Source organism: Ignavibacteriales bacterium (assembly GCA_015709675.1).
Taxonomy (GTDB): Bacteria; Bacteroidota; Ignavibacteria; order Ignavibacteriales; family Ignavibacteriaceae; genus H2-BAC3.
The window spans coordinates 3986681-4004553 of sequence record CP054182.1; the positions used below are offsets into that span (position 1 = coordinate 3986681).

The 17873-nt window shown below is 46.5% G+C and carries 17 protein-coding genes; 4 read left to right on the plus strand and 13 right to left on the minus strand.

The genetic code is table 11. The features are described from left to right. The first annotated feature begins 702 nt into the window (after positions 1–702). Together HRU80_15720 and HRU80_15725 are read left to right on the plus strand one after the other, a co-directional pair. Positions 703–2055, plus strand: a complete 1353-nt coding sequence (locus tag HRU80_15720; GenBank protein ID QOJ30240.1) for a hypothetical protein — start codon at positions 703–705, stop codon at positions 2053–2055. 39 nt (positions 2056–2094) lie between these two features. Continuing rightward, positions 2095–3090, plus strand: a complete 996-nt coding sequence (locus HRU80_15725) for a rhodanese-like domain-containing protein (GenBank protein ID QOJ30241.1) — start codon at positions 2095–2097, stop codon at positions 3088–3090. A gap of 232 nt (positions 3091–3322) precedes the next feature. Here the strand turns inward: HRU80_15725 and HRU80_15730 are convergent, their stop codons facing one another. After that, the gene (locus tag HRU80_15730; protein ID QOJ30242.1) at positions 3323–3802 is read right to left on the minus strand and encodes a hypothetical protein; all 480 of its coding nucleotides are present in this window, start codon (positions 3800–3802) and stop codon (positions 3323–3325) included. A gap of 78 nt (positions 3803–3880) precedes the next feature. Between HRU80_15730 and HRU80_15735 the strand changes: the two genes are divergently transcribed. Further along, complete coding sequence (locus tag HRU80_15735) at positions 3881–5152, plus strand: GAF domain-containing sensor histidine kinase (GenBank protein ID QOJ30243.1); 1272 nt, start codon at positions 3881–3883, stop codon at positions 5150–5152. A gap of 169 nt (positions 5153–5321) precedes the next feature. After that, positions 5322–5981, plus strand: a complete 660-nt coding sequence (locus HRU80_15740) for a hypothetical protein (GenBank protein QOJ30244.1) — start codon at positions 5322–5324, stop codon at positions 5979–5981. Between the two features lie 231 nt (positions 5982–6212). Here the strand turns inward: HRU80_15740 and HRU80_15745 are convergent, their stop codons facing one another. The 12 genes from HRU80_15745 to HRU80_15800 form a co-directional block, all read right to left on the minus strand. After that, on the minus strand, positions 6213–6389 hold the full coding sequence (locus tag HRU80_15745) for a hypothetical protein (protein ID QOJ30245.1): 177 nt from the start codon (positions 6387–6389) through the stop codon (positions 6213–6215). 41 nt (positions 6390–6430) lie between these two features. Further along, complete coding sequence (locus tag HRU80_15750) at positions 6431–7438, minus strand: class I SAM-dependent methyltransferase (GenBank protein ID QOJ30246.1); 1008 nt, start codon at positions 7436–7438, stop codon at positions 6431–6433. Positions 7439–7678: 240 nt separating this feature from the next. Beyond that, positions 7679–9121, minus strand: a complete 1443-nt coding sequence (locus HRU80_15755) for a sodium/solute symporter (GenBank protein ID QOJ30247.1) — start codon at positions 9119–9121, stop codon at positions 7679–7681. After that, the gene (locus HRU80_15760; GenBank protein QOJ30248.1) at positions 9118–9468 is read right to left on the minus strand and encodes an STAS domain-containing protein; all 351 of its coding nucleotides are present in this window, start codon (positions 9466–9468) and stop codon (positions 9118–9120) included. Before HRU80_15760 ends, HRU80_15755 begins: the two co-directional genes overlap by 4 nt. Before the next feature lies 1 nt (position 9469). Next, positions 9470–9997, minus strand: coding sequence for a hypothetical protein (locus HRU80_15765; GenBank protein QOJ30249.1), 528 nt, complete (start codon positions 9995–9997; stop codon positions 9470–9472). After that, the gene (gene ligA / locus HRU80_15770; GenBank protein QOJ30250.1) at positions 9994–12015 is read right to left on the minus strand and encodes an NAD-dependent DNA ligase LigA; all 2022 of its coding nucleotides are present in this window, start codon (positions 12013–12015) and stop codon (positions 9994–9996) included. The genes HRU80_15765 and ligA overlap by 4 nt, the downstream gene beginning before the upstream one ends. A 2-nt stretch (positions 12016–12017) precedes the next feature. After that, entirely contained in the window at positions 12018–12830 is an 813-nt protein-coding gene (locus tag HRU80_15775) for a DUF4115 domain-containing protein (GenBank protein QOJ30251.1), read from the minus strand. 15 nt (positions 12831–12845) lie between these two features. After that, on the minus strand, positions 12846–14243 hold the full coding sequence (gene rsmB, locus HRU80_15780) for a 16S rRNA (cytosine(967)-C(5))-methyltransferase RsmB (protein ID QOJ30582.1): 1398 nt from the start codon (positions 14241–14243) through the stop codon (positions 12846–12848). Between the two features lie 31 nt (positions 14244–14274). Further along, complete coding sequence (locus HRU80_15785; protein ID QOJ30252.1) at positions 14275–15546, minus strand: GlmU family protein; 1272 nt, start codon at positions 15544–15546, stop codon at positions 14275–14277. Between the two features lie 87 nt (positions 15547–15633). Next, a complete protein-coding gene (locus HRU80_15790; GenBank protein ID QOJ30253.1) occupies positions 15634–15885 on the minus strand; it encodes a type B 50S ribosomal protein L31 in 252 nt (83 codons plus the stop codon). Between the two features lie 332 nt (positions 15886–16217). Then, entirely contained in the window at positions 16218–17018 is an 801-nt protein-coding gene (locus HRU80_15795) for a T9SS type A sorting domain-containing protein (GenBank protein QOJ30254.1), read from the minus strand. 68 nt (positions 17019–17086) lie between these two features. Beyond that, entirely contained in the window at positions 17087–17818 is a 732-nt protein-coding gene (locus HRU80_15800; protein QOJ30255.1) for an esterase family protein, read from the minus strand. Positions 17819–17873 lie beyond the last annotated feature (55 nt).

A 17873-nucleotide genomic window follows, 5' to 3' on the forward strand; every position in this document is an offset into this window, starting at 1 on the left:
ACTACAAAAACCCCCTTACCTTCTCATTAGTTCCGGTAAACTGCCAACGGATAGGTCCGGATTTTCTAAAAACTGACGTGAAAACCCCCCGGCCGTCTGATTCAGGATTATGTTCCCTAAGTTAGCACATAATTACCTTATACCCGTTCGCTTTTCGTTCAGATAATTTATGCCGGCGACTTTTTCCTGTCATGCCGCTTCTGCTCTTCGTCTGCCGTGTAAGTATTTTCATCAATTAAGTTCCCGGGTTGTAGAGAATTTCTACACGGGGCGGCTCTGCCTGCAGAGGAATTTTTCAGAACTCTTTTCTCATAAACGACGGGAGTAATTCGGCCCGGCTCCGTCATCCTGCATTCACAAAGCGTACGTATATATACGAATTCTTTTTTCAGCGCGGAGTGTATATATATTCATCACCCCTGAAAAAGGAAAGTTTATAATTATAACTATAGCTTTGACCTTTATTTACAGGGGTTTCCTGATTCCAAGAAAAAATGAGGATGCTTTCAATAATTGCAGGGCGAGGCGGGATAAAGAAACCCGTTTTTGGTAAAAAATCCGCTGTTTGTTTATTTTGTTTACGGAGATGCTTCAAAAAAGATGGTTTTTTCAACATCTTCCCTTCTGGCACGCTGTTTGTTTTACCGGGAAAAAGTTACAATTTTTTTACAGGCGGCATACCCGCCCGAACGAAAGAGACCGATGTTAAAAAAAGCTTTTCTCCCGCTCATTACCCTTTGCCTTATGGCACTGATTTCAGCAGGATGCGAATCAGAGAAAATTGGAAATTCAGCAAACCCTGAACCACCCTCATCAGTTGCAAGCTGCGAAGGATGCCACACCAATTACGATTACCTGAAACAGGTTCACTCCCCTGATACCGCTGCAGCCGGCGGCGGATGCGGCGGTGAAACACCTCATATTGAACCATATGACCGTGTTTATATGGGCGGCGCGGGTTACACTGCTTTTAAGGCATCAACACACGGCTCACTCCCCTGCATCGGCTGCCATGGCGGTAATGACAAAACAGCTGATAAAAAGCTTGCGCATTCAGGTAATTTCCTCAGCCATCCTTCAACTAAGGCTGATCAGAAATGCGCCGGATGCCATGCTGATATCGTAGCAAGAACAAAAAACTCCCTGCACGAACAGGGATGGGGCCAGAAGGCAATGGTTTTCGGACGTTCAGGGCTTAACAGTTTTGATGAACTGAGCGATATGATGAAGATGGGGTATGATAAAAACTGCTCAAAGTGTCACGCAACCTGCGGTGACTGCCACATCAACCGTCCTAAAGCCGGAGGCGGCGGACTGCTGAACGGACACAATTTTAAGAAAACCCCTGATATGATTGACAACTGCGTTACCTGCCATACCAGCAGAGGCGGACATGCCTATCTCGGTATCGGGCCAAACACAGTTCCGGATGTTCACCTTACCAAGCAGGGATTCACCTGCATGAGCTGCCACAATAAAAATGAGGTACATGGTGACGGCAATATCTATAATCAGCGCTACAAAATGGCTCTGATGCCTTCATGCGATGACTGCCACACCAGTATGGCAAACGCCAATATGTACCACAGCGTTCATATCAATACCTTCAACTGCAACACCTGCCACTCGCAGGATTATAACAACTGCGGCAGCTGCCATATCGGCGGTGAAGGCGCCCGGATTGCGTCACATCTGAAATTCAAGATTGGCATGAATCCGATACAAAGCGTCCGCCCCTATAAACTGGCAACCCTCAGGCAGTCACTCAGCGCTCCTGACAGCTGGAAAGAATACGGAACCGCAAATCTGGCAAACTTCAACAGTCAGCCGACCTATAAATATACCACACCGCATAACATCATCCGCTGGACCAGCCGTACCAAGGTTGATCCGGGCAAAGCATGTTATGACAACTGCCATATCATTAAAGAAGGCACCACTTTCAGAAACAAACAACTCTACCTGTTCCAGTCCGATCTGGAGTCATGGGAAGTTCCGGCTAATACCAATATTGTCGTTGACGGAAAATTACCGGCAAGCTGGGGACTGAACTAGTAGAAACATCGTTAATATATAAACAGAGAGAAAGAATCCATGAAAAAGCTCCATAAATACCTGTTCCTGTTCATCATCCCCATGCTGTTCATCACTGCATGCTCTGAAGACAGCACAACCAATCCGCCGGCACCAACAGTCAACGAAGCTGAACTGCTTGTTCAGTATATTGAAAATGACGGCGATTTTATCAACACACTTGCTCCGGCAATGATTACCGCTGATGAAGTACGTACCTATCAGCTCACCAAACCTGACAAGATTCATATCATTGATATCCGTCCTGCTACCAATTTTGCAAAAGGGCACATTGAGGGTTCAGTAAACAAACCTTTGACCGAAGTTCTGAATTATATGAAGAGCATCACTCCTGCCAATTATGAAAAGATTGCATTCGTATGCTTCTCAGGCCAGACCGCAGGTTACGCTGTATCACTGCTCCGCCTTGCAGGATATAACAATGTCTTTGATCTGAAATTCGGTATGTCAGCATGGAATGATTCTGTTGAAAACGTATGGAAACCAAACGTAGGCAATAACTACACCAACTTCGTAACCGATGTTACCGCCAAAGCAGCAGCAGGCGCACTCCCGACACTCAGCACCGGCAAAACCACTGGTAAAGAAATTCTTGAAGCACGCATTGCACAGCTTCTTTCAGCTGCAGATCCGTTCGGAGATATCAAGATTTCCTGGCAGACTGTTACCGCTAACCTGAGCAACTATTATATTATCAACTACTGGCCTCAGGCACATTATGATATGGGACATCTCCCCGGCGCTATCCAGTATACACCTAAAGTTGATCTGAAACTCTCAACCAACCTTAAAACACTTCCGACCAACAAAACGATCGCTCTCTACTGCTATACCGGCCAGACCAGCGCTCAGGTTGTTACCTATTTGAAACTCCTCGGATATGATGCAAAGTCACTTCTGTACGGTGTAAGCACCATGAATTATAATCTGCTTACTACCAATAATCTGACCACCTGGAAAGATTCGGAATGCAAATACTATCCGGTAGTTAAGTAAACGATCCAAGAACCTCAGTTAATGAAGCCGGCGCCCGATCAGCGCCGGCTTTTTTTATGAATGGGGTTAGAAGTAGAAAATGGACTGGAAAGACAACATGGATATAAAGAGCAGTATGGACATCATAGAACCAGAACAGAATGAATTTTTGAGATGCTAAAATTTCTCCCCGAACAGCAATAATTTTTCATTCTTCATTTTTCATTTTTCATTTTTCATTCTTCATTATCAACTATTTTTCTCTCATCATCGTGCCGAACTGTGAAGGGGTGAGGGTTTCCCCCGCAAAGCAGCCCGCGTCATCTATATAAAGCTGCAGTCTGATGAGCCGTTCAATATATATTATAACCGGGCAGTGATATCCTCCGGTGAATACCTCAGCATCAAACAACACCGGGGCGGTTTCGTTTTCCCTGACGGGATAGAGTTTTGCTTTCATGCTGCGGCTCTGCAATAAAACGCCGCTGCTGTCTTTGAGCTGAATCTGCACGTCCATGGTTTTTTCATTGCTGAAAACAATTTTTACCAGGTATTGCTTGCCTTCAATTGAAAATGACTTAAAAAAAAGCGTATCTGTGCTAAGTTGGAATCCATTGCCCGCCTGAGGGGAAGAAACCGGCAAAAACAGGAGGATTACCAGGAGAAAAACCGTTTTGCTGCTATTCATGAGTGTCGTCACATCCTTCAGGTGATAATAAAAACGTGATTTCAATTTTTTCCTGAAAATTGTAGATTTGTATTTCTTTAACGATGTTATTTATTAAAAATCAAAATACGCACCCGGCAGCAAATGATAAAACCGCAAATACCAGAAAATGAAGAATTCCGGCTACAGGAACTCTACTCACTGCACCTGCACGAATCGGGCTATGAAGAGGATTACCAGAACCTGGTGCATCTTGCATCGGCTATTTGCGGCACACCTATTTCTCTGATTTCTCTGATTGACAGGAATAAGCAGTGGTTTAAGGCAGAAATAGGGCTGGGGCAGACTGATACACCCCGCGATGTCTCTTTTTGTGCGCATGCAATTAATCAAAAAGACATTTTTGAAGTTTACGATGCTACGAAAGACGAACGATTTTTCGATAATCCTTCCGTAATAGGTTCACCGAATATCAGGTTTTATGCCGGTGTTCCTATTCAGTCGCCAAACGGTTACTGTCTCGGAACTATCTGCGTAATTGATTCTGTGCCCCGCAATCTGACTGATGAACAGAAATTTGCGCTGCGCACCTTAGCCCGGCAGGTTGAAAATATGTTTCAGCTGAGGAACTCGGTCAGCAAGCTGGATGCGCAAAATAAAGAACTTCTGCAAAAAGAGACCAAAATTAAAGAGTTGCTTACTGAACGCGAACAGCATATCAGTGAACTTTCTGAGCAAAGTCAGCTTAAAAGTAAATTCCTTTCAATTCTTGCCCATGATATCAAATCCCCCCTCGCATCTGTTCAAGGAGTGCTGGAATTGATCAGCGGCGGGGTTCTTTCACCTGCTGAAACAAAGGAATTGACAGGTATGATTCAGCAAAACATTAATGCTACCTCCGCCCTGCTCACCAACATCCTGCAATGGGCCTGGGCTGGCATCAGCGGAGAGTCTCATTCACTCGAACCGGTTGATATGTTTGCGGTTGCTTCTGAAGCTGCCGCAGAAGCTGAAAGTGCCGCTTATAAGAAGGGCAACCAAATCGTAACCGCGGTGCCTTCAGGGTTGATGGTATCAGGGAGAAAAGAATGGCTGCTGCTTATTCTCAGGAATTTGCTTACTAACGCGAATAAGTTCACCTCTAAAGGCAGAATTTTTATTTATGCAAGTTCAAGCGGCACCGAAGCTGAAATACGAGTTAAGGATACCGGCATTGGTATGTCAGGCGAAACTGCTGAAAAAATAATGTCGGGCGGGGCTATCCGGCCAGGATTGGGAACAGAAAGGGAATGCGGTTCCGGAATTGGGCTGATGCTCACCCGGGATTTCATTGACAAATTAGGGGGGCGGCTCGCTGTTTCCAGTAAAGAGGGGGAAGGTTCCGTTTTTAGTTTTACATTGAAAGTTGTGTCCTAAACTCACATTACACAGGTGAGCAAAGGCGGATTTCTGCCGGGGAGCCAAAGTGAAAAGAATTTACCTTCCCATTTCATTTTTTTACTTTCCGGCTTTTACCTATTTTTTCGTACACCTGCTGAGTAATTACTGCCGGTCAGGCGGCTTTCATCCATTTTTCATGTAACAGATGATTCAGACGGTTTTCCGAAAAGAAGTTTTAGAACAAAAGAACCTGCGGGCAATTATCGCTTCACTGCAGCAGTTTATTTATGCTGACTGGGCAGGGCGCGCGGAAACAGATCATGAGAAGGAGATAATCCGGGAGTATTTTGACTGTCTGGAAGGAAGTCCCCCTCCTGAAACATTTGCATCCCTGATTCTGGCCCACAGCAGCACCAGCCTGAATCATTACCCTTCAGCCGTCGCGCGGAGTTTTTCAAAACTGATGGATATACTCGGTGTCGGGGAGTATTATATGATAGCGCATCTTCCGCATCAGCTTCTTGCAAAATCAAAAATGTCCTATCCTCCTCTGGCAAAGGCATATAAACGCCTCGCGGCACTTTCTCCCGCAGACAGCAGAAAACATGCGTTTCTGATCAGCAATGAATTATCAGCTGAAGTCATTAAGTCCATCTTCTGGATACACCGTTGTGATCAGTCTGTTCCGGAGTATGTTTTCTTTTCACCAAAGGATGACAGTTTTGTAATGAGTCTCTGCAAATACGGCAATCTCCATTTTGAAGCATTTACCCCTGAGCGTGCTGATCAGATTAATACACTGCACAGCAAAGCAGGGCTGATTACCATTATACCGCCTGAGACTGAACGGTTTAAAAATCAATAAAGAATGATGAAAAGTGAAAAATGGAGAATTGATTATGAAAAAAAAAAGGAGAGTATGTAATATATAACCGGGAGCTTTGATAAACTGAGGGAAGAATGAATTGACCATTACTAAATAGCCATATATAAACCTGATGATTTAACTCGAATCGTCCGGGTTCATACTCCCAATGACCGCAGAGCGGTCACAAATCGGCAGAGAACATAAAAACAGCATATCATTAACGGGAAATTATTTTTTCTCCAGGACAATATTACACATCAGTCCGTGGCCGCAGCCGTATGATTCCTGACGGTTCAGCTCAAGATTCCGCAAAACTGCCGCAAGCTGGGGAGTGAATATACTCGCAAGAAAATCCACCACCGGAAACCGCCCGGAATTCCTTACCAGCCATGCTAGCATCTTCATCTCTTCGGAGAGAAACTCAGAACTGGTTTCAATATATTTCTTTATTTCCGCGTCATCACGGCTGAGCAGCGCCTTTGTATACAGGATGAAGGTGTTCCAATCCTCCGCATAAGCCCGGATACTCTTATATGCTTCAGGAGCAGCCTCAGCGAAAGGTTCAAGAAACGAGCAGCCAGCAGCAGATTCACATCGCCGCAGAAGTCCCGGTCAAGAAGCCGGTTCACCTGATACCGCAGCGGCATGGGATGGTGATTATAGTAACCGGTATCAATATGGCGCCCGACAAGCAGAGATCTGTCTCGCACCGTCACCTCAGACTTCCTTCCCGCCTGCCGTGCCACGTCACTGCAGAAAGATCGTATTTCATCACCGCCCCAGAATTTCACCATATATATTTCATCCTTCTCCGGTTCTTTCCGTTCGGGAAGATAGAGCCAGCTCATGGTGTACTGATTCATTCCGGATATACCACTTCCCCAGTAACAGGGCCATTCTGCTGAATACCGTGCAAAGAGATCAAGGATGACAATCACCTCCCCGGAGTGGGTTTCAGCTATCCTGCTCAAAAGCCGGCTGAGTTCTGCTTCCGAAAGATGGGAGGGGGAAGAGTAGGTTGAAAAAATAATATCAAAGGGACCTCGTTCAAGAAAGGAGAAGTCAGAGGAAAGGTCTGCCTGCATGAATTCAACCTGAGGTTTCCCCTCATAATTTTTTCTGCCGGCTTCAATCATTGCCGCGGATATATCAACACCGAGGTAGAGTTCAATATCCTCCGGACGGAGTACAAATTCACCAGCCTCAGCAGACATGGTTTCAAAGGGCAGATGAGTGATCAGTTCATATCCCTCACCGCTGCCGCATCCAAGGTCAGCAATCCGGAGTTTATCCTTTCTCTCGAGAACGCGGGATATGAATTCCCGAATATTTATCTTGATGGATATATCCTCCCAGTATTTGCGGACATTATCTTTTTTACCGAACAGACCTCCCGTTTCAAGTCCGTAAAACCCCTGCCTTGCCGCAATATCAAAAAATTCAGTTTTAGCCATAATGACACCTCTCAAATTGCTCTAAATCGAATAATACGGATTTTAGCGCTGCAAAGAAAGGGGAAAAAAATTATGAAGTATGAATTATGAATTGTGAATTGAAACACGTCCCCAGCTTCTAAATTGGCCGGATTCAGAAACAGAGAATCCTAATATATACCAGATATTGGTTACAGCAGTCAGCCTGAATTATTGCCGCAATATCGGGGTACATTTTCATTTTTCATTCTTCATTATTTATTATTTTTCCCGTTCTCCCAGTTTCTGCAGGAAAGATCCTATCAGCAAGGTTGCCGTAACTCCGATGAAGGTGAACCAGGTCCAGGCGGCGAGTTTAAGAGTGATAACGGTGATCATAATGAATATACCGGCGGTAAATCCGGCAAGCGCGTCTTCCTGTTTTGCTTTTTTGTTAAACACTCCCAGCAGAAAAGTACCGAGCAAACCCCCATAGGTGAATGATGCTATACTGAGCGCAAGTTCAACCACTGCTTTTGGGGACTCCATAAAAAAGAATGCCGACAAACTGAGCATTCCCGCCCAGAATATCGTAAGAAGGCGGGAGAGTTTGAGAGCGCTTTTTTCATCCCGCTGTTTTTTTGAATAGGGGATTATCAGATCAAACATGGTTGATGAGGCAAGCGAGCTCATTGAGCCAGCCAGAGTGGACATGGCAGCGGCAAAAAGCCCGGCTATAATGATGCCTGATATATATACCGGCAGTTCCTCAAGGATAAACTTCGGAAAAATTTCATCGGACTTCATCTCCATCGCTCCGTAGAATGCATACAGCATAACGCCGAGAATGAGGAAGATGGCAAACTGAAAGATCACAATCACGCCGCTGCCGATGATTGCCTTGCGCCCGCTCTTAAGTTCTTTAGTCGCAAGAAGACGCTGCACCACAAGCTGATCCGTTCCGTGAGAAGCCGCGGAGAGGAACGCTCCGCCAATCAGCCCCCCGATAAGCGTGTAGGGCTGGCTGAAAAATCCCGCCACACCGTTTTCAAAACCAAGATTTATAACAGAGAGTTTATTCCCTTCAGCCGCAACAGTAAAGAACGTTGCGAGTCCCTCAGGGAGATAACTTATAAGAAAAAAGATTGAAATAACCGCACCGCCAAGATAGACGAACATCTGGAATGCATCAACCCAGATCACTCCCTTGACTCCTCCGGTATAGGTATAGATGATCGTCACCCCCGCGATGATCAGAATAGCGGCAGGGTAGCTTATATCAAGCATCAGTTTGAGAGGAATAGCCGTTGCAAAGAGCCGGACACCATCAGCCGCTGTGCGGGTGAAAATAAAAATAATGGAAGCATAAGAACGGGTTTTTCTTCCAAAGCGGTTTTCCAGAAAGGAATACGCCGTGGTGAGCTCCCCTTCAAAATAGCGGGGGAGGAGTATATATGAAACCACAATCCTTCCGATAAGATAGCCAACGGTCACCTGCAGAAAATTAAGATTGGTCAGATAGGCAAGTCCCGGAATGGAGATAAAAGTAAGGGTACTGGTTTCCGCTGCAACAATAGCAAAAGTGACCGCCCACCAGGGCACCTTATCCGAACCGAGGAAATAATCACTGACACTGGTCTGTTTGCCCCCCGCGATGATACCCCACAGCGCGGTAAGCAAAAGGTACACGCCGACAATAAGAAGAATGATGGTCTCTTTACTCATAAGGATCTTTCTATCTCCTCCCTTGCCTGAGCCGTAGTACTGCACACCGAGAGAACCGCATCAAGCCGGGTAATGGTTATCAGATTAAGAATCTTTGATGACTCCGTAACAATCCTGAGTACGCCGTCTTTCTCCTGCACCAGCCGCTTTGCAACCAGCAGGGCGCTGAGGCCGGAGCTGTCGCAGCTTTCAATATCCGGCAGGTGGAGTATATATCCTTTCGCGGAGCTTTTTGCGAAAGCTGACGTCATTTCACCTTTCAGCAGACCGGAAATTGCCGTATCAAGTTTTTTTTCAAAAAGGGTGAACGTAAGAATTCCGTGATCTTCAGCAGTTGTATAGTTCATGCTAATCCCGTCCGAACATCGTTATACTGTTAAGAAATCCCGGATAAATCCCTTCAAAAGGGGCGTTTCCGGGGCGGTATATAAAATCAAAAAACTTTTCCGCTTCCTGTTTTTCTATTCCGGCATAAAACGAAGCAGGAATGGTTCTGGCTGCATACCGGAAGAAAGGGAAATCACTGCCGCTCAGGTCAATGACCAGGTCAGCACTCTGGCTTTCCAGCAGATGCTTCACCGTTTTGGGAGGCAGTTTATATTTTGAGAGTTTTTTCATCTGCAGCACAATAATTTCGTGATAGAGTCCGGCCGGAACCAGAGAGGCGGAATCGTTAACAGAAACAGCAATGATCCTTTTTCTTTTTTCCTTAAAATACTCAGCAATCACCGCTGATTCCCGTGCCTGTTCCGGGTCATCCGGCAGGATGAAGATGATCTCTTTTGCAAGATTAAAAACCTTACCGGCACGGGCAACCGCCTGTTTTTCAAATTTTCTTCCGCCAAAATAAAAATAAAACCGGAGTCTGCTAATCATTCACTCAGCCGCTGAATAAATTCTTCTTCGCTCAGTATTGCTACTCCCAGATCCTTTGCTTTCTGGAGTTTTGAACCGGCACTTTCACCAGCGACGACATAATCCGTTTTTTTGCTGACAGATGAACTTACCTTGCCCCCCGCTTTTTCAATCTGCGCAGCAGCATCATCGCGTGAAAATTTTTCGAGAGACCCGGTCAGTACAAACGTTTTGCCGGCAAAAAATTCTTTGACGGCCGTTTCCTTTTTCCCTTCAAAGCGCAGCCCCGCTGAGCGGAGCCGTTTAATAATTTCAAGATTATGTGCTTCGCGGAAATAATTCACCACGCTTGAACTGATGCTTTTTCCTATTTCATGAACGGCAGAAATCTCTTCTTCTTTTGCCTGCATTAGCGCTTCAACCGAGCCAAAATGATCGGCAAGTTTTTTAGCTGCCCCGGCGCCCACATAGCGGATACCGAGCGCGAACAACACTTTATGGAATGGGATTTCCTTGGATGCTTCAATTGCGTCAAGCAGATTATCAACGCTTTTTTTACCGAAACGCTCAAGTTGTATCAGTTCTTCCCTGCGGCCGTGCAGGGCATATATATCAGCGGGGGTGCGGATAAAGCCCCGGTCAACAAAGATATCAATGAGTGATTCGCCCAGTCCTTCGATATCCATTGCTCCCCTCGAAGCGAAGTGTTCAAGTTTTCCTTTGATCTGCGCGGGGCAGTCACTGTTTTCGCAGTACCAGGTTACTTCCTCTTCCGGTTTATATAACGAAGAGCCGCATTCAGGACATGCAACAGGCACTCCCATTTCGGCAGATCTTCCCTTACGGTCAGGATCAGCAACAGCAACCACTTTCGGAATAACATCCCCTCCTTTTTCGATGATCACGGTATCCCCTTCCCGTATATCCTTCCGCCTGATTTCATCCATATTGTGCAGCGTTGCGCGGCTGATGGTTGAGCCGGCAAGAAAAACCGGTTCAAGTTCAGCAACGGGAGTCAGCGCGCCTGTTCTTCCCACCTGCCAGGTGATTTTTTTCAGGAGCGTTTTTTCCTGCTTTGCCTTAAACTTAAATGCAACTGCCCAGCGGGGGGATTTTGCAATGCTGCCAAGTGTGCGCTGGGCCTGCAGTGAATTCACTTTAATCACCGCACCGTCAATCTCATAGGGAAGGGAGTCTCTGTTCTCTTCAAACCGGCGGCAGACCTCAATAACTTTATCAATGCCAGTGCAAACCTGATGTGCATCATTAACCCGCATGCCAAGCCGCTTCAGTATATCAAGCCCTTCTGAGTGTGTTTTGATGGTGCCCTCCTTAGCCAGGAGGTAATAAACAAAAATCTTTAACGGCCTGGAAGCAACTATTTTGGGGTCCTGCATCTTTATGGTGCCGGCTGCAAAGTTGCGGGGATTGGCAAAAAGTTTTTCTCCTTTAGCCGCCCGCTCATCATTCAGCTGACGGAAGTCCCCCGTCTCCATATATATCTCTCCCCGGATATGGATGTCGCTCAGGTCATATCCTTTCAGCGGATACTCCCTGAATTTAACCGGAACCGAGCGGAGGGTTTTCACATTTGCAGTTACTTCCTCGCCGGTTGTGCCGTCTCCCCGTGTGGCTGCGTAGGAAAGCAATCCGGCTTTATAACAAAGATTGATACTAACGCCGTCAATTTTATATTCCACCACATATTCAACAGGTTCTTCCTGACCAAGGCCTTCCCTCACTCTTCTGTCAAAATCGCGCAGTTCGCTCTCGTCATAGGTGTTTGCAAGACTGAGCATCGGATAAACGTGGGGAATCTCGTTGAATGTTTTTGTAAGATCTTTTCCGACACGTTGTGTCGGTGAATCAGAAGTGATCAGTTCGGGATGCTGCTGTTCAATCTGCTCAAGCTCCTTAAGCAGCATATCATACTCATAATCGCTGACGCGGGGACGGGCCAGAACATAGTATGCATGGTCATGCTCAGCTATCAGACGGCGGAGCTCTTCAGCGCGGCTGACGATGTTCTTTCCTGCCATGCCTACTCAACTCCCCGTGCAGTAAGGATGGCTTTATATACACGGGCACGCTGAGGCGGGAGCGCTACCGTGCGGCCGTTAAGCTCGATCATTACCGCGTAGGAGTTGCCAAGATGCAGGGCAAATTTCTCAGCGGCGGATATATCAATATATCTTCCCGGGAAGAGACGGTATTCCGATGCAGCTGCGTTATCGGGAGTAATACTGACCCATACCGTGTCATTAGCCCGTATTCTCATTCTCAGACTGTCTGAAACGGTGACTGCTAATGAATCTTTTTCCGGCAGAGAGGGCTCCTCAAACCGTTTTTTGTTTTGTTCCAGAACTTCACTGAAGGGGCGCTCCGTGATTACTTCATCGGACCTTTCTGAAACAAGAATATATAGCAGCGCGGCAATGACGATCAGCAAACCTGCGGCACCGGAGATCATCATTTTTTTTCTGTCTGCTCTTCTTGCTCGTTCCAGACTTTCATCAACAAAACTTCCGTCAGAAGCAGCAGATGCATCTGAAAGTGTTTCATCAGCGGAGTTCTCTGCCACTGACGTGACTTCAGCAGCATCCACGGGTGAAGGCACTGCCGGCTCTTTGAGCATCTGATATGTTTTCATGACCGCTTTTTCATCTAGATCAAGCAGTCTTGCATAATCCCGCAGAAATGCTTTCACATAGACTTCAGCAAGGAAAGTAAAATTTCCCTCCTCCATTGCTTCAAGGAATTTAAGATCAATCCGTATTTTAGCTGCAGCATCCTGCTTTGACAGACCGGCTTTTTCGCGGGCTTCACGCAGTTGGTTTGCAAGCGGCTCAAACATTACGCAGACTCCATATTACTGAGATGATTCCGTGGTAAGTTTCCTGAGCCGTGCAGCAAAAGCCCCGTCGGTTTTATGTATATGCGGAAGAGTCTGCACGCAGCCATTCTCATCCGTCACGCCTTCCGGAACATACGGTGAGGCATCTTCCAGGCGGAATTCGGGATGAGCGGCAAGAAACTTCCGAACGATTTCAAAATTTTCATCCGGTTCAATGGTGCAGGTGCTGTATACAATCACGCCCCCCTCTTTTACCAGAGAAGCGGCCTTATCAAGCAGCTGCGACTGCAGTTTGCTTACATTGTGTATATCAACCAGTTCCTTTTTCCATTTAATATCCGGTTTCTTCGAGAGTGTGCCGAATCCGGTGCAGGGGGCATCAAGCAGCACGCGGTCAAAGGGTTCCGATACATATTCAAGCGCGTCAGTGGCAACGGTTTTCACGATGGTAACACCGAGGCGTTCGTTATTCTGCTGCAGGAGACTGAGACGGCTTTCAAAATAGTCAAGCGCGGTAATTTCACCGCTGTTTCCCATCAGGTCGGCAAGATAAGCGGATTTACCACCGGGGGCGGCGCACATATCCAGAACGTGCATTCCCGGCTCAGCCCCAAGAAGGCGGCAGGCAATCCCGGCACTTTCATCCTGCACGGCAAAGTATCCCTGGCTAAAATACTCCCAGCTTGATATATTCGTCAGATTGTGCAGCCTGCAGTATTCCGGTATATATGAGCCGGTGCTGTATTTTAAATTCACCGAATCCATGAGGCGGAGAAATTCTTCCGGACTCACCTTAAGCTGATTGATGCGGAGCGTAAGATAGGGGCGTTCGTTATTGGCAATCATCAGCTTTTCCGCGCCTTCGCGTCCGTAGCGCGAGAGCCACCTCTTAACCAGCCACTGCGGATGAGAGTAATAAGCGGAGTAATAACCGATCAGATTTTCTTCAGGATCAGGATAACGGAGTGCGTTTTTATTGCGGGCAATATTGCGCAGGATTGCATTGGTAATATCAGCAGGTTTCTGTCCCTGGAATTTTTTTACAAACTCCACCGCTTCATTAACAGCAGCGTATTCTGGCACCTTGTCAAGAAACATAATCTGATACAGCGCGACGCGGAGCGCGTTTTTCATCAGAGGGAGCGCTTTGGAAAACTGTCCTTTGTAAAACCCGCTGAGAATCCAGTCAAGCCTGCCGGACCACCGCACCACACCGTGAACAATCTCATAAAGCAGCGCCTTATCAGGACCTGAGATTTCACTGTTCTTCAGTTCATAATCTAGCAGTTTATCAAGATAGGAATCGGTCCGCTCAATCCTGTTGAGGATTTTTACCGCGGTACCGCGCACGCCGGAGAAGAGTCCGGCTTTTTCAGGAACATCCTTTTCCTGCTGCTTCTGCTGTTCGCTCATTGATATATATTCCGGTGAATCAGTGGAAAGATCAGTACGGATATCCGCGCTTTCTTCTTTCCTTCTGCGTGAGGTCAAATACTTTTCTGATCAGCTTTTCTTCCGGCTCCGCCATGATCTTGTTTCTGCGGAGCATTACCCGCTTGGCTGTTTCCAGACTCCGTTCAAGGTCATAGGTGGTCATGGATTCACTTCCTCCCCAGGAAAATGAAGGTATATACTTGGGAGGGAATCCGGAACCGAAGAGATTGCAGGAAAACCCGACCACGGTACCGGTATTGATCATCGTGTTAATGGAGGTTTTTGAGTGGTCTCCCATGATCACGCCGAGGAACTGCTGGCCGGAATTCACCATCTCCCCGTTAACATAAATCTTTACGCTTCCGTAATTGTTCTTCAGATCGCTGCAGTTGGTGTCAGCACCAATATTCACCCAGCTTCCAAGGTATGCATGACCGAGGAATCCGCTGTGCTGCTTGTTGGTGAGGGAGTGAACGATGGAGTGTTCAAGCTCTCCTCCGATTTTACATACCCGCCCGATACTCACGTTTTCGTATATACGGGAGCAGCTTTTCACCTGGCTGAACTCACCGATATAAACTGGTCCTTCAATCACCGCGTTGGGAAAAATGACCGCGTTATGATCAATCACGATGGGGCCGTGTGTTGCATCAAGCACCACACCGGGCATCACCTTTGCCCCCTCGGCAACATAGATATTATCCTTCTCAATCATATATACGCCCGGATAAATTTCCCCCTGTATCAGGTCCTTTTTTTCGGCACGGGTTTTATCCATTACATACTTCTGGTCTTTCAGCAGTTCAGCCCCGTTATTGCTGATCAGATCCCAGCAGTAGTCTATAAAGCGGATATCAACTTTCTCCACCGGGAGGCTGTCAAAATTTGAACGGGAGAGGAGATCGGTAAGACTGTTCTTTATTTCCTTCAGTTTGGAGCCGGAAACACGGGCGGCGGCTATATTATCACCGCTGATATAGAGTTTATCGGCCTTGTCATTCAGGGGAATCATTTTCGCCAGATTTTCAGGCGCGAGCATCCGGCCGTTCACAAAGAGGCATTCGTCATCCTGAATGTGGTTAACGGTGATGTCGGGATATTTGTTTTTTAAGAACGAATCAAGATAGGGGCGGGTGTGCATAGAGACGCGTACGCCGGGATAGGCGCGCGCAATTTTTTCCCTCAGCATATTCATTCCGCAGACCAGATCATAGGCCGGACGGGAATAAATCAGCGGTTCAAGTCGGTCATAGTATATATCTTCGAAAATGCATATTTCCATGATGACAGTTTTTCCGGTTTATGTAAAAATAAAAAAAGCCGTCCCCGGTTTGGGACAGCTTTTTCAGTTAAAAAATACCTGTTCCTCTTATTTTGCGGCTTTGGCGTACTTCTTGTTGAATTTCTCAACCCGGCCGGCAGCATCAAGAAGTTTCTGCTTTCCGGTGAAGAAGGGATGCGAACCGCTTGAAATTTCGAGTCTGATAAGCGGATAGGTCTGTCCGTCTTTCCAGGCAATCGTTTCTGTGGTCTTTATGGTGGATTTTGTCAGAATTTCAAAATCGCATGAAAAATCCTTGAATACCACAGGACGGTAATTGGGGTGAATACCCTTTTTCATTCGTTTCTTTCTCTAATTATTTCTCTTTTGAACATTAAAGTTAAGAAAATCCAAACACACATCAAAGAATTATGAATTCTGAAGTATGAATTATGAATTCTCAGCCGGGAATGACGTGTTATAAGCAGGTATCAGGATTGAAAAATGATGAATTCTTGAGGAAAACAGCTTAAAAATGCCTGTTTATGAAGAAAAATGGCCGGTTTTTGTGAAAATCAGGGTTTTAGCGTAATCAAGTATCCCGCTCAGGCAGCTAAAAAATCCTCCCTTTTCAGCGTTCATCTGCGTAATCTGCGGGAAACGAATTTCCCGCAGATTTCACAGTCTAACTCTTATTTATTCAGAACCAGCTTTTTAACTGCTGACTGCCCCTCTGCCTGAAGTTTGTAGAAATACACACCGCTGTTCAGACTATAATCTCCGCTGTTGAGACGGATACTGTAATCCCCCGCTTCTCTGAAGCCATCTGCCAGAACAGCAATTTCACGGCCGGTCACATCATAGAGTGCGAGCCGGATATCCCCTGCCTGCTTTACCATAAATGGAATCACCGTTGACGGATTAAACGGATTCGGGTAGTTCTGACCGAGATCGAACATCACCGGTTTTACCTCATCTTCAACCGAGGTTATAACATCAATGGTTTTATCAGGCGCGAAATTCCACTGATCGCCGGAATTGTTGCCATTCAGATTAACACTGTTGCCATTAGCGAACATGGTCACCGGCCCCGGTACAGCAGGAGCAGTAAACTTAAAATTAAACGTTACCGAACCGCTCACAGGGGTTTTGGGGGAGGTATGGGTAATTTCACCGTTGCTGAGTCGTGTACCTTCTCCGGCAATTAATTCAAGCGTTCCGGCTGAAACTGCGATATTGGTACCGCCCCGGACAAGAGGACCGCCTGTAATTACAACGGAATAATCACCCGTCTGACCGGCAGCAAGTGAAGCCGGACCATTAATGCTGACCTGAACCGCACCGCTCTGGCCGCCGTGGCAGTTACATCCGTCTCCGTTTTTTCTGGTGACCCCGGTTACCCCGGCGGAACTCGCATAAAACATGAAGGAAACGGCGGATATGAGCAGCACTACCGTTATATATCTTTTTCCTGAAACAATACTTCTTAACATCGGACTCCTTAATTTATTTATATACACAGTAGTATCTGAACCTGAAACATCGGGACAAAAAGAAAATTTCAGAGCCGCTCTCTCATAAAGTAAGGAAACATCTTATACCACGTTGGCCAGTCATGAGGCATATCATGTCCCCAGATTTCCAGTTCGTGGGGAATCCCCTTGGAGGAGAGAATTCCGGAAAGGTTGCGGGAGGCATCGGGGTTTTCATAGTCCCCCTGGCCGGTCGCAATTATAATCTTCTTGCCAAAACGGAGTTTTCCCAGAACACTCTCATCATGCATATGATAGAGGTAGTCCACAGGTGAATTAAAGTAGACATCATCGTCATAATAGCCGTCGGTATAGTCCTTCAGATCGTAACTGCCGCTCATGGCCAGAGTTCCGGCAAAAAGATCGGGACGGCGGAAGAGGGAGTTGGCAGCGTGGAATGCTCCGAGGGAGGCGCCGGTGGAAAGCAGCGGAACTCGTCCCTGGCAGTTGTTAAAAATAAAGGGGACAACCTCCTCAGCGATGTAATGGTTATACTGCTGATGGCGTATTGATTTATGCCGGGGATTCATGTGACGGTTGAGCCAGCTCTCGTTATTGATGCTGTTGATCGAAAAGAGCTTGCATTTGCCTGAATCCACCAGATCGCTGATGGTATCAAGCAGCTTAAACCGCTCATATTCCAGATAATCCGCCCCGGCGGTTGGGAACATCAGCACGGCAAATCCATAATGACCGTATACTGCAATCTCCATATCTTTGTGGAGGGCGGGGCTCCACCAGCGGTGTATTTCACGCTTCATGTTAAGTATCTCCTGAACCTGAATAACTGACAAAATTGATTACAATATATCAAAA

What these genes read in the sequence shown, in the direction of transcription:
- HRU80_15720 (QOJ30240.1), top strand. Translation starts at nt 703, where the DNA reads ATGTTAAAAAAAGCTTTTCTCCCGCTCATTACCCTTTGCCTTATGGCA.
- HRU80_15725 (QOJ30241.1), top strand. Translation starts at nt 2,095, where the DNA reads ATGAAAAAGCTCCATAAATACCTGTTCCTGTTCATCATCCCCATGCTG.
- HRU80_15735 (QOJ30243.1), top strand. Translation starts at nt 3,881, where the DNA reads ATGATAAAACCGCAAATACCAGAAAATGAAGAATTCCGGCTACAGGAA.
- HRU80_15740 (QOJ30244.1), top strand. Translation starts at nt 5,322, where the DNA reads ATGATTCAGACGGTTTTCCGAAAAGAAGTTTTAGAACAAAAGAACCTG.
- HRU80_15745 (QOJ30245.1), bottom strand. Translation starts at nt 6,389, where the DNA reads ATGAAGATGCTAGCATGGCTGGTAAGGAATTCCGGGCGGTTTCCGGTG.
- HRU80_15750 (QOJ30246.1), bottom strand. Translation starts at nt 7,438, where the DNA reads ATGGCTAAAACTGAATTTTTTGATATTGCGGCAAGGCAGGGGTTTTAC.
- HRU80_15755 (QOJ30247.1), bottom strand. Translation starts at nt 9,121, where the DNA reads ATGAGTAAAGAGACCATCATTCTTCTTATTGTCGGCGTGTACCTTTTG.
- HRU80_15760 (QOJ30248.1), bottom strand. Translation starts at nt 9,468, where the DNA reads ATGAACTATACAACTGCTGAAGATCACGGAATTCTTACGTTCACCCTT.
- HRU80_15765 (QOJ30249.1), bottom strand. Translation starts at nt 9,997, where the DNA reads ATGATTAGCAGACTCCGGTTTTATTTTTATTTTGGCGGAAGAAAATTT.
- ligA (QOJ30250.1), bottom strand. Translation starts at nt 12,015, where the DNA reads ATGGCAGGAAAGAACATCGTCAGCCGCGCTGAAGAGCTCCGCCGTCTG.
- HRU80_15775 (QOJ30251.1), bottom strand. Translation starts at nt 12,830, where the DNA reads ATGTTTGAGCCGCTTGCAAACCAACTGCGTGAAGCCCGCGAAAAAGCC.
- rsmB (QOJ30582.1), bottom strand. Translation starts at nt 14,243, where the DNA reads ATGAGCGAACAGCAGAAGCAGCAGGAAAAGGATGTTCCTGAAAAAGCC.
- HRU80_15785 (QOJ30252.1), bottom strand. Translation starts at nt 15,546, where the DNA reads ATGGAAATATGCATTTTCGAAGATATATACTATGACCGACTTGAACCG.
- HRU80_15790 (QOJ30253.1), bottom strand. Translation starts at nt 15,885, where the DNA reads ATGAAAAAGGGTATTCACCCCAATTACCGTCCTGTGGTATTCAAGGAT.
- HRU80_15795 (QOJ30254.1), bottom strand. Translation starts at nt 17,018, where the DNA reads ATGTTAAGAAGTATTGTTTCAGGAAAAAGATATATAACGGTAGTGCTG.
- HRU80_15800 (QOJ30255.1), bottom strand. Translation starts at nt 17,818, where the DNA reads ATGAAGCGTGAAATACACCGCTGGTGGAGCCCCGCCCTCCACAAAGAT.